The 12,122-nt window shown below is 59.8% G+C and carries 10 protein-coding genes; 5 read left to right on the top strand and 5 right to left on the bottom strand.

Features of this window, described 5'->3' with window-relative positions; genetic code table 11:
• Nucleotides 1-68 precede the first annotated feature (68 nt).
• Together argE and ACMX25_RS05480 are read left to right on the top strand one after the other, a co-directional pair.
• On the top strand, nt 69-1,313 hold the full coding sequence (gene argE / locus ACMX25_RS05485) for an acetylornithine deacetylase (protein ID WP_414948508.1): 1,245 nt from the start codon (nt 69-71) through the stop codon (nt 1,311-1,313).
• Between the two features lie 39 nt (nt 1,314-1,352).
• Nucleotides 1,353-2,366: a threonine/serine dehydratase gene (locus ACMX25_RS05480; RefSeq protein WP_414948507.1), complete on the top strand. Its 1,014-nt coding sequence runs from the start codon at nt 1,353-1,355 to the stop codon at nt 2,364-2,366.
• 25 nt (nt 2,367-2,391) lie between these two features.
• Here the strand turns inward: ACMX25_RS05480 and ACMX25_RS05475 are convergent, their stop codons facing one another.
• The 4 genes from ACMX25_RS05475 to ACMX25_RS05460 form a co-directional block, all read right to left on the bottom strand.
• Nucleotides 2,392-3,213, bottom strand: coding sequence for an ABC transporter permease subunit (locus ACMX25_RS05475; RefSeq protein WP_414948506.1), 822 nt, complete (start codon nt 3,211-3,213; stop codon nt 2,392-2,394).
• On the bottom strand, nt 3,210-4,133 hold the full coding sequence (locus tag ACMX25_RS05470) for an ABC transporter permease subunit (RefSeq protein ID WP_414948505.1): 924 nt from the start codon (nt 4,131-4,133) through the stop codon (nt 3,210-3,212). The genes ACMX25_RS05475 and ACMX25_RS05470 overlap by 4 nt, the downstream gene beginning before the upstream one ends.
• Entirely contained in the window at nt 4,130-5,239 is a 1,110-nt protein-coding gene (locus ACMX25_RS05465) for an ABC transporter ATP-binding protein (protein ID WP_414948690.1), read from the bottom strand. The genes ACMX25_RS05470 and ACMX25_RS05465 overlap by 4 nt, the downstream gene beginning before the upstream one ends.
• Before the next feature lie 299 nt (nt 5,240-5,538).
• Nucleotides 5,539-6,618, bottom strand: a complete 1,080-nt coding sequence (locus ACMX25_RS05460; RefSeq protein ID WP_414948689.1) for a polyamine ABC transporter substrate-binding protein — start codon at nt 6,616-6,618, stop codon at nt 5,539-5,541.
• Between the two features lie 675 nt (nt 6,619-7,293).
• Here ACMX25_RS05460 and ACMX25_RS05455 point away from each other — a divergent pair.
• From ACMX25_RS05455 to ACMX25_RS05445, 3 genes are all read left to right on the top strand, one after another.
• Nucleotides 7,294-8,634: an Nramp family divalent metal transporter gene (locus tag ACMX25_RS05455; RefSeq protein WP_414948504.1), complete on the top strand. Its 1,341-nt coding sequence runs from the start codon at nt 7,294-7,296 to the stop codon at nt 8,632-8,634.
• Between the two features lie 596 nt (nt 8,635-9,230).
• The gene (locus ACMX25_RS05450; RefSeq protein ID WP_414948503.1) at nt 9,231-10,490 is read left to right on the top strand and encodes a phospholipase A; all 1,260 of its coding nucleotides are present in this window, start codon (nt 9,231-9,233) and stop codon (nt 10,488-10,490) included.
• Between the two features lie 65 nt (nt 10,491-10,555).
• Nucleotides 10,556-10,759 carry a DUF1289 domain-containing protein gene (locus tag ACMX25_RS05445; protein ID WP_414948502.1) on the top strand — a complete coding sequence of 68 codons (204 nt, stop codon included), beginning with the start codon at nt 10,556-10,558 and terminating at the stop codon, nt 10,757-10,759.
• A gap of 27 nt (nt 10,760-10,786) precedes the next feature.
• Here the strand turns inward: ACMX25_RS05445 and ACMX25_RS05440 are convergent, their stop codons facing one another.
• Complete coding sequence (locus ACMX25_RS05440) at nt 10,787-11,944, bottom strand: NAD(P)H-dependent flavin oxidoreductase (protein ID WP_414948501.1); 1,158 nt, start codon at nt 11,942-11,944, stop codon at nt 10,787-10,789.
• Nucleotides 11,945-12,122: the final 178 nt, after the last annotated feature.

Raw genomic sequence — 12,122 nt, 5'->3', positions numbered from 1 at the left:
CCTTATCCGGCGGTGCGCGGCCGGTTTTTTCGGTATTATCGAAAGCGAATAATTCCAAGGAGAGCGTCATGTCGCAGATCGCTGAATCGACGGATTCCGTCGCCCAAACACCTTCTTCCAATGCATCGTCAGGTTCCGAGCCGGCGTCGTTGCCGTGGATCAAGAAGCTCGTCTCCTTCGACACCGTCAGCCGCAACCCGAACATGGGCTTGATCGAAACCGTGCGCGACGAACTGCGCGCGGCGGGTGTCGATTGCACGCTCAGCACCGATCCGTCCGGCAAATGGGCCAACCTGTTCGCAACCGTGCCCGCGCACGATGGCGCGACGAATGGCGGGATCGTGCTCTCCGGGCATACGGACGTGGTGCCTGTCGATGGCCAGAAATGGGACAGCGATCCGTTCAAGCCTGAAGTCCGCGATGGCCTGTTGTACGGTCGCGGAACGTGCGACATGAAGGGGTTTATCGGTGCGTCGCTGAGCTTGTTGCCGAAGATGCAGGCCACGAAACTTGCGCGGCCGATACATTTCGCCCTCTCCTTCGACGAAGAAGTCGGCTGCGCCGGCGCGCCGCTGATGATCACCGACCTGCAAAAGCGCGGATTGCGTCCCGATGGCTGCATCGTGGGTGAGCCGACCAGCATGCGGCCGGTTATCGCGCATAAGGGCATCAACGCGTACAACTGCTGCGTGCGCGGGTTTGCAGCGCATTCGTCGCTGACGCCGAAGGGCTTGAACGCGATTGAATATGCAGCGCGGCTGATTTGCTACATCCGCGATGTCGCAGATCAATTCCGCGCGCAGGGCCCATTCGACGAACAGTACGACGTGCCCTTCACGACTGCGCAGACCAGCACGATCAATGGCGGCAACGCGATCAACACGGTGCCCGCCGAATGCAATTTCGCGTTCGAATTCCGCAATTTGCCGACGCTTGATCCTGAGCCGATTTATCAGCGCATCGAAAAATACGCGCGGGAAGAGTTGTTGCCGAAGATGCAGAAGGAACACGCGAACGCAGCGATCGAGTTCTCGAAGATTGCTTCGGCGCCGGGGTTGGATGCCTCCGAGCAGGCGGCGATCACGCAACTGGTGCGGGCGCTGACGGAGAATCAGGACAAGCGCAAGGTGGCTTACGGGACGGAAGCAGGTTTGTTCCAGCTCGCTGGCGTGCCGAGCATTGTGTGCGGGCCGGGGAATATCGAGCAGGCGCATAAGGCGAACGAATATGTGTCGCTGGAGCAGCTTGCGGCGTGCGAAGCGTTTTTGGGCAAGTTCATTCACAGCATGTCGGTTGAGGCGCAGGTGCGTTGATGTCTGTTGAAATTGCGCGTTGAGTTCACAAGGGAATCCATGTCCACCGCCCATCACTCCGATAACACCATCGACGGCACGCCGATTCCCACGCTCGACGATATCGCCAGCCAGCACATGACGCTCTCGCCATGGGTCGCGCGCACGCCGACCTTCGAGCGTCACGACTTTCCCACGCTGGAAGGCACGCCGGTCAACTTCAAGTTCGAGTTGCTGCAGGTCGGCGGCACGTTCAAGACACGCGGCGCGTTTTCGCATCTGCTCGCGCTCACGGAAGGTGAACGCGACGCGGGCGTGACGTGCGTATCGGCGGGCAATCACGCGGTCGCGGTCGCGTATGCCGCGATGCGTCTTCAGATCAGCGCAAAGGTCGTGATGATCAAGACGGCCAGTCCAGCGCGATTGGCGCTCTGCCGCCGCTTTGGGGCAGACATCGTGATGGCGGAAAACGGTGCCGAAGCATTCGAGATCGTGCGTCGCATAGAAGCCGAGGAAGGCCGCTATTTCGTGCATCCGTTCAACGGTTATCGGACGATCGTGGGCACAGCGACGCTCGGCTACGAATGGACATCGCAGGCGCCCGATCTGGACGCAGTCATCCTGCCGATCGGCGGCGGCGGATTGGCGGCGGGGGTATCGCTGGCATTCCGGCTCGCGAATCCATCGATTCATGTGTATGGCGTTGAACCCAAGGGCGCCGATGCCATGGGCCAGAGTTTCGCCGCGAATCACACCGTCAAGATGGGCGCGATGCAAAGCATTGCCGATTCGTTGATGGCGCCGCACACCGAAGACTACAGCTATGAATTGTGCCGGCGGCATATCGACCGTCTGGTGACCGTGTCGGACACTGAACTGCGCCACGCCATGCTGCATCTGTTCAACGAGCTGAAGCTGGCCGTTGAACCGGCATGTGCCGCCGCAACCGCCGCATTGCTCGGGCCGTTACGCGAGACCTTGCAGGGCAAACGCGTTGGCGTATTGCTGTGCGGCACCAACACCGACTCGGCCACGCTCGGCAAACACCTCGCAAGGGCGGCTCAAGACGACTGAGGCTTGCGCTTTTAAATCACTGCATCTAAATCACATTCATCAGCCGTTTGCGCTCGCTGCGCTGCATGAAGTAATTAGCAGCGATCACGCCGACGGTCACGAACGCGATAAACAACGTGGCGAGCGCGTTCATCTCGGGATTCAAGCCGAGCCGGACGCGCGAAAACACGACAAGCGGCAGCGTAGTCGACCCCGGTCCCGATAAAAACGCGGACAACACGAGGTCATCAATCGACAGCGTGAATGACAGCAGCCATCCCGCCACCAACGCCTGCGATATCAGCGGCAACGTAATCGCGAAAAACACGCGCAATGGCGTTGCGCCCAAATCGAGCGCGGCCTCTTCAAGCGACGGATTCAATTCCCTGACTCTCGATTCCACGATGATCGCGACATAGGAAATACACAGCATGACGTGACCGATCCAGATCGTGAAAATGCCGCGTCCTGCCGGCCAGCCAAATACTTTCGCCATTTCCACGAACAGCAGTAGCAGCGAAATCCCCTGAATCACCTCAGGTATCACGAGCGGCGCATTGATCATGCCGGCATAAAGCGTAAAGCCGCGAAACCGCCCCATGCGCGCGAGCACATAGCCTGCCCATGTCCCGATCACCACCGACGCGCATGCCGTGAACACCGCAATTCGAATCGATAACCACGCCGCGTTGATCAGTTCGTCGTCGTGTAATAACGCCGCGTACCACTTCAACGAGAACTGCGTCCATACCGTCACGAGTTGCGACTCGTTGAACGAATACACCACCAAGCTCACGATCGGAATATAGAGGAACAGGAATCCGAGACCCAGGAACGTGAACCGGAGCGAGCGACTGGGTTCAATCATCGCTTCTCCTCTAGTTGCTTCGCCTGGTAATACTGGAACAACGCCATGGGAACCAGCAACAGCAGAACCATGGCGCAGGTGACAGCGGAAGCCATCGGCCAGTCGGCGTTATCGAAGAACTCATTCCACATGACGCGGCCGATCATCAGGGTATCCGCGCCGCCCAGCAATTCCGGAATCACGTATTCACCCACCGCCGGAATGAACACCAGCAGGCAGCCCGCGATAATCCCGTTCTTCGACAACGGCAGCGTGATCTGCAAAAACGCTTTCCACGGTTTCGCGCCAAGATCGTAAGCGGCTTCGAGCAAAGTGAGATCCATCTTTACCAGATGCGCATAAAGCGGCATCACGAGAAACGGCAAATACGAATACACCATGCCGATATAAACCGCGATATTCGTGTGATACAGCTCGATAGGCGAATGAATAATCCCGGTCCACATCAGGAAATTATTCAGCAAACCGTTGTTCTTCAGAATCCCGATCCACGCATACACGCGGATCAGGAACGACGTCCAGAACGGCAGCATCACGGCCATCATCAGCAGATTGCGGGTCGCCGGATTCGAACGCGCGATGTAATACGCCATCGGATAACCAATCAGCAGGCACAGCAGCGTCGATACCCCCGCCACCAGCAGCGAATTCATGTACGTCGCGAAGTACAGGCTGTCGGTGAACAGGAACGCGTAATGCGAAAAATCCAGCGCGATACTCAGCACGCCGTCTTTCATCGCCGTCAATTCCGTATAAGGCGGAATCCCGAGACGCGAATCGGAGAAACTGATTTTGACGACCAGCAGGAACGGGACGAGGAACAGCAGCACGAGCCACAAATACGGCCCGAAGATGACCGCCGTCCTGCCGGAAAGGCCGAAGCGCCGCTTAAGAAAGTCCTGCAAATTCAGCGTTTTCATGCCGTGAGCACCACGCCTGCCGACGCTGTCCAGCGCACGAAGACTTCATCGTCCCAAGTGGGCGAATCGATCTGGCCAATCGCGATGCTCGACAGGTTCGCCACGACCACTTTGCCGCTGTCCAGCTTTACGTGATACAGCGTGTAGCCGCCCATGTACGCAATGTTCGCGACGGTCCCGCGGCCCCAGTTGTACGCACCGTCGGGCGGCTTGCGCGTCAACGCAATGCGCTCGGGCCTGACCGAGATGGTGACCGGCATGCCGAGCGGGCCCGTAATGCCATGATTCACATACAGCCGCGACGGCAACTCGGCCGTTTCCACGAACACGTGATCCGGTTCGTCTTCCACCACGATGCCATCGAACAGATTTGTCGAGCCGATGAATTCAGCCGTGAAGCGGCTGTTCGGATATTCGTAGACCTCGTGCGGCATGCCGATCTGCACGATTTCGCCTTCGCTCATGACCGCGATCCGGCCGGCCATGGTCATCGCCTCCTCCTGATCGTGCGTGACCATCATGCAGGTCACGCCGACCTTATCGAGGATATTCACCAGCTCGATCTGCGTGCGCTGGCGGATCTGTTTGTCGAGCGCGGACATGGGCTCGTCGAGCAGCAGCAACTTCGGACGCTTGACCAGGCTGCGGGCCAGCGCCACGCGCTGCTGCTGGCCGCCTGACAACTGATGCGGCTTGCGCTGCGCATACTTCGCCATCTGCACGAGGTCGAGCGTTGCATGCACGCGCTCCTTGAGTTCCGCGCCGCGCACGCCTTCCTGCTTGAGCCCGAACGCCACGTTCGACTCCACCGTCATATGCGGAAACAGCGCATACGACTGGAACATCATGTTCACCGGTCTCCTATACGGCGGCATGCTTGCGAGATCCTCGCCATCGATCACAATCTGGCCTGAGGTGACCGACTCCAGCCCCGCAAGCATGCGCAGCAAGGTGGACTTGCCGCAGCCCGAACTGCCGAGCAGCGCGAACAGTTCGCCCTTTTTCACCGACAGGTTCACGCCCTTCACTGCAACGGTTTCATCGAATTTCTTGACGACATCGACGATCCGCACGAAATTCTCCGCCGCCCAGTCCGGGTCCCGCAAACCCGGTTCCGGCCTGCGGCCATTGGGAGCTCCCGAACCGCTCTGCCTGCCTTGATTGCCCGGTCCGGCGGGCACTGCGCTCGACTGCTGCTCACTCATGATCTGCTGCCTGGCTCCTGCGCTACGCGCATTCGTGCTGCTTTTCCAGCTGCACTTCTCAATTATTTTTTCGACGACTTTTCGCCACCACCGCCCGCAAGGTCGCCGGCAACGAACAAAGCCCCCGGAGAACCAGGGGCTTCGCGTTGATCAATTGCCCGATGCAAACCTGGCAACCTTACCGGAATTCAAAATCAGGATCAGCGCCCCGACTTCAGTTCCGTCCAGAGGCGCGTTTGCAAACGCTGGATTTCCGGCGGCAACGGCTTGAGCAGGAACAACGTCTTGATCACGTCTTGCGGCGGGTAGACGGCCGGATCGTTGGCAACATCCTTCGATACATATTTCCGCGCTTCCGAGTTCGCACTCGGGTAATACACCTCGTTCGTGATCGCGGCGTGAACCTGCGGCGTCTCGATGTAATTGATCCACTCGAGCGCAGCTTCCTTGTTCTTCGCGTCCTTCGGAATCGCCATCACGTCGAACCACACTGGCGCACCGCCCTTCGGGATGTAGTACTCGATCCTGTACGCCTTCTTCGCCTCTTCTGCACGATGCTTGGCAATCACCACGTCGCCCGACCAGCCGTAGGCGAAGCAGACGTCGCCGCCAACCATGTCGTTGATATAACCCGACGAGTTGAACTGCGTGATGTACGGTCGGATCTTCTTGAGCATCGCCAGCGCCGCGCGGTAATCGGCGGGGTTCGTGCTCATTGGATCCTTGCCGATGTAATGCAGCGCGGCGGCGAACATCTGGTCAGGGGCGTCGAGTACGGACACACCGCAGGCCTTGAGCTTCGAGATGTTTTCCGGCTTGAACAGGATGTCCCAGTTATCCAGCGGCACGTTCTTGCCAAGGATCTGCTGGACCTTCGTGACGTTGTAGCCCAGGCCCGTTGTGCCGTAGGCCCACGGCACCGTGTACTGGTTGCCCGGATCGGCGCCCGCGACCAGCTTCATCAGGTCAGGGTCGAGGTATTTGAGGTTGGGGAGTTTGGATTTATCGAGCGGGGCGAAGATGCCCGCCGTGATCTGCTTGCCGGCGTAGTTGCTGGTCGGCACCACGATGTCATAGCCCGAATTGCCGGTGAGCAGCTTGGCTTGCAGCGTGTCGTCGCTGTCGTAGTTGTCGTACTTGACCTTGACGCCCGTCTGCTTCTCGAAGTTCGGAATCGTGTCTTTCGCGATGTAGTCCGACCAGTTGTAGACGTTGAGCTGCGTGTCTTTCGCCGATGCCGCCAGCGGTGCCGATACCGCCGCCACGCCCGCGATAGCCATGGTAATCGTCAATACGCGCGCAGCCGCGCCCGATGCCCCCAAACGCTTCGACAACCGGTCCGCCACTTTTCCTGTCATTTCAGTTTCTCCGTCCTTTCGACTTGCCGACCGTTGATTTTCATGTCTCGATTCGCTCTTTCTCCCCTGCTCAGCCGAGCCAATGCCGAGCCGATTCGAGACGATCTTAAAAAAACGAAAACTATCATCAAAAGGTTGCTTCGCAAAAAACAATCGGCAAGTTTTGTCGCGTGGAGTGTACAAGGGACGCGTTTGCCCGATCGTGGAGTGAAGTGGAGTTGTGAGGGGTTCCAGATTGCCGGCCCAGCTATAAAGACCCCACTGCCGTTGTTGAATCCAACCGGGTAGAGGCTTACGTAATGTCATTATCGGGGCCCTTTTGCCGAAACCGATGTGAAATCGCTCGTCCCATAACCATGCCTTTAGAGCGCCGCGTGAGTGTGATGGGAGGCTGGCGGCGACGAGCAGCAAGTCAGCGGAACGGTCGTTGCTGAGGCTCTGCTCAGGTTCGCCTGTCGCCCGAGGATGCGCTGCGGCTTGCACCGTGTTTTTATCGATGTGACGTCTCGTGGCCCTGAGGGTGGTTCGTCCCGCTGCTCATGCCTTTTCCCCAACCGCTTCGCGACATCCCGCTTCAGGAAACAGGCCGCAAACCGCATGAACACGAATCCGTCCGCTCTCACTTCAACCGGCACCGCGGACGATCCGCAACCTGATCCCGCATCCGGACATCAGGCCGGTCAACCGAACGGCTCGCTCCCCAAGCGCGGCTGGTTCTCGTTCGTCGGCGCTGGAGCGCTCGTCGCTGTCGGCTATATGGACCCAGGCAACTGGGCCACCGCGCTCGCGAGCGGCGCGAAATACGGCTATCAATTGCTAAGCGTCGTCCTGCTCGCCTGCTTGATGGGTTTGCTGCTGCAATGGGTGGCATCGAAAGTAGGCGTTGTGACGGGACGGGATCTCGCGCAACTTTGCCGCCAACGCTACAGCCGGCGCACCACGCTCTTCCTTTGGATCACCAGTGAGATCGCGATCATCGCGTGCGATGTCGCCGAGGTCGTCGGCAGCGCAGTCGCCCTTCAATTGCTGCTGGGTGTCTCGCTGACAGTCGGCGTCCTGATGTCGGCGGTAGGCACGTTCGCTATGCTCGCGCTCCAAAGCCGTGGGCAGCGGCCGCTCCAGATCGCCGTGACCGCGTTGATCTTTTTCGTGGGATTTTGTTTTGTCGTCGAACTCGCGCTTGCCAACCCGTCATGGCGCGGCGCGCTGGCCGGTCTTGCACCGCCCACCGCCCTGCTGCGCGACGCCGGCATGATCTGGCTCGCTGCCGGGATCCTCGGCGCCACCGTCATGCCGCATAACCTCTATCTGCACTCCGCGCTCGTCAAGGAGCACGCGAAAAACGGCAACGACGAAGCTATCTCCAACGCCATGAAGGGCGTCAACATCGATACCTTCGCGTCCCTCAGCCTGGCATTCACCGTCAACGCGTCACTGCTGATCGTGGCGGCGGCCGTCTTCCATGCCAACGGCCATTTCGACGTTAATGATCTCGCCGATGCCCATCGCCTGATCGCACCGCTCGTTGGCAGTCACTGGGCGAGCATTGTGTTCGCAGCGGCTTTGCTGGCGTGCGGCTTGAACGCCACGGTGACCGGCACGCTGGCCGGACAAGCCGTCATGGAGGGGTTCCTGCAACTGAAGATCGCTCGCTGGGCGCGAGCGCTCCTCACCCGCGCGCTGGCCATGGGACCCGCGCTGCTCGCGGTCGGCGCGTTCGGGGAACATGGGTCGAACCAGTTGCTCGTTGCAAGTCAGGTCGTGCTGAGCCTGCAATTGCCGCTGGCCGTGATCCCGCTCGTGCGCTTTGCCTCGGACGCGGGAATCATGGGCCGGTGGCGCATCAAGCGCATTCCGCTCGCCCTGGCGTGGTTGTGCGCCGCGCTGATCGTGCTGCTGAACGGCGCGCTGTTGTGGCAGTTGTTGACCGAAAGTTGAGGGGTGTCTGGGCGTGCAAGGATCGTTTGGGTTTGCCGCTGATTTTCGGTTGCTGCGGAGACTGCGCTCTTTTCGCTGTGACTTTTATCCCGCATTTCAAGGTTTCTTCCACGCCTGACAGGACGACCCGCCCGGAAGTCTGAGATTCGCACCCCGCCAACGTTTCAATCGGCTAGTCGTTCTGACCGCCGGATGCATGGTCCAACGCGGCGTGAATGCGCCCGCCAAACGCGTTGATACGAACCAGCAAACACCCCCGCTTCTCCCGTTTCGTTCATCGAGAAATAAGTCGGTCGATGCAGGTCAGGATCGCTTTTTGCTGTGGCTGCCCGTTCGTCCAACTTATCGAGATGACCCTTCCGCGCGCTTACAATTATGCGTTCCGCGAATTTCAACCGATGGCAGGCGTGAATCTATCCGCTCAGTTAATCGCCAAGCCAGTCGCTAAACAAGCAGTCGCGGATCGCGCAATCGGGGCGACAAGGAATACGCGCTCCTGCCGCCTCACCCGCACCGACGCTACTCAACGCAACAAGGACGATCGTTTCATGGCCCGAGGCTCTTTGCCGCTTCCCCTCTGCTCCCGCCGCTCCCTTATGCCCTTCCGGCAACGCGATGTCGCGACGGCTTGCCGCCTGGCGCTGCTCGCGGGCGCTATCGGCCTCGGATGGACAAGCGCAGCCTACGCCACGGTTGCCGTGCTCCAGCCCGTGCGCGAAGCCGCTGCAGAGCAGCCGCTCGAACTGACCTTGCTTTATAGCGACGACGACAAGCAACCGCTTACCATCGATGTACCGAAAGCGCTCAACATCACGCTGACCAACGGCGACTTGCCGCCACAGCCACTGGCGTTGCAACGCGAAGGCAACGTCCCCGACCAGCTGACGCTGCGCCCCGGCCAATATCGGAAAGTTCGCTACGCCGCCCCTTGGCCCGACGCGGCGCGCGGCGTGATGAAGGTCGATCCGGTGGGCTTCGATTCATCCCCCATGCTGATCACCCTGAACCGCGGCAAGTCGCAGACGCAAGTGGTGGCGGCGGAAACCGCTGAGACGAAAGCGAAGACGCCGCAGCAATTGGCGAGCGCCGAGGCCGCGGCGAACACATCGGCCGTTCCGACGAGCACGAGTGACCGCATGTTCAGCGGCCGGTTGTCGACCTTCGAACCGATGTATTTCGCCGATGGCCAGAACGGCGATAACCTCGCCAAATTCCAGTTCAGCTTTAAATATCGCCTGATCATGCCGGACGATCCCCGCTCGCGCGGCTTCCTCGACAACCTGTATTTTGCCTACACGCAAACGTCGATCTGGGACCTGTCGGCGGAATCGGCGCCTTTCCGTGACACGAGTTACGAGCCGCAACTGTTCTACTACCTGGAGAACACAGGTTGGAAAAGCTCGCTGTTTTCGCGCATGGGCGTGACCGCCGGTATCGGCCATGAGTCGAACGGCAAGAGCGGCGCGGATTCGCGCGGCATCAACATTGCGTTCGTGCGTCCGAGCTGGGATTTCGGCGATGTCAATTCGAACCACCTGACCATAGCGCCGAAAATCTATTACTACATCACGAAGAGCGGCAACGAAGATATCCAGGACTATCGCGGGTACGTCGACCTGCTCGTGAAGTACGGCAGCCCCGATGGCTGGCAACTCGCCACGACACTGCGCAAAGGCACAAAACACGGCTACGGCAGCGTTGACACCCAATTCACTTATCCGCTCGCCAAGCTGATCGGCAGCGCGTGGGGCGGCTATTTGTGGGTGGGATATTTCAATGGCTACGGCGAAGACATTCTCGATTACAACCAGCGTAACCACTGGATCGCGCGGATCGGATACAGCATCGCGCGTTAAACTGAGGGCTTTTGCGCGGGCGCCGCAGGTTTTCACTGCATGCCGCGCCCGACTACAGGTGTTTTATGGCATCGAACCTTCATGATTTACCCGACAGCCCGTGCATCGGCGTCTGCTCGACCCTCTTCGACGATATCTGCAAAGGCTGTGGCCGCATGGCCGGAGAAGTCTCCAACTGGGTGTTTCTCAGCGACGCCGAGAAGCTCGCCATTTGGGAACGCATTACCCGCGAAGGCACTGCGATGCGCTTCACGCGGGACAAGGTTTGAGTTGCGGTTGAGTTGAGTCTTGGTCGCTTAGGCTGCCGTCGCAGGCCGGATATCCGCGACCAGCAAGTCGAGCAATTCACGCACGCTGCGAATGGCTGATCCGAACGGCAGCGCCTCGCGCCCCCGGAAGAACAATCCGTTCGCACGATCTCCACGCAGGGCCGCGGCGAGACGGGTATCGATACAAAAATGCCCGAACTTTTCGATACCATCGCGCAAACCACACGCCACGAGACAATTGAGGCCCGTGGGGCACTTTTGCTCACGCGAGCCAATTTTGTCGCGAATCCGTTGCTCATTGCGCATGTAGCGATCGAGCCATGGAGTTTTCACCGCGCGAGCCGGCAGGCCGGTCACACTCACGAATTCGACGATGTCTTCCGGCGTTGCATCGGCCAGAATGCGCTTGAACTCAGGATGCGCGTCACCCTCTTCAGTCACCGCGAACGCCGTGCCGAGTTGCACGCCTGACGCACCTGCCGCCAGCCAGCGACGCACCGCTGCATGCCCGTCGATACCACCCGCCACGATCAGCGGAATCTGCGTCCGGCCCATGCCGAGGGCATCGAAAGTCAGCATGGTTTCGTCGATCACACGGGCGAAGTCAAAGCGCTCGCTCGGAATATCCGCGACGCTTGCCACGCCAAGATGGCCGCCCGCATGCCCCGGATGCTCGATCACGATGGCATCGGGCAGACGATTTTTCTTGAGCCACTTTTTCAGCACCAGCGCGATGCCACGGCTGTCCGACAAGATCGGGATCAGCGCGATATCGACACCTTGCGTCAGGTCCGGCAGGTCCAGAGGCAGGCCTGCACCCATGACGATAGCGTCCGCGCCGCTGTTGCACGCCGTTTGCACCGCTGCCGCGTAGGACGACACCGCGCGCATGACATTCACGGCAATCATGCCGCGGCCCTCGCTAAGCGCCTTCGCAGCAATGATCTCGCGGCGCAACGCCGTCTGGTTGGCGGCTTCCAGGGTCGCCTGATCCGGATTCTGCTTGCATATTTCGAGCAGGTCGGGATGGTGATGCCGCAAGTCGATGCTGGAGATTGTTCCCATTGCACCCTCCCGGGCGACGGCGCCGGCCAGCCGGTGCGCGGACACACCCACGCCCATGCCTCCCTGCACAACAGGAAGCAAGGTGCGGCCGCGAATGGTCAGGGGGGTAAGAGGGGTCATCGAAGGTTCATCTCCAGAGTCAAAGTTTTGAGCTTGCAGGAGGTTGGACAAATTGATGTTGCTTTTTATCAAGCAAATTCGACTGTGCTGTATTTCAGTTTTCCGAACGTGCTTCGTTCCCGAAAACGCAAACGGCCCGCTTTCCTTACGAAGCGGGCCGTTTGCGTTGCTGCTTGTT

It is taken from the genome of Caballeronia eucalypticola (genome assembly GCF_047608185.1).
GTDB lineage: Bacteria > Pseudomonadota > Gammaproteobacteria > Burkholderiales > Burkholderiaceae > Caballeronia.
The sequence above is the reverse complement of the archived record's forward strand: the minus strand, read 5'-3'. Positions and strand labels throughout refer to the sequence as shown.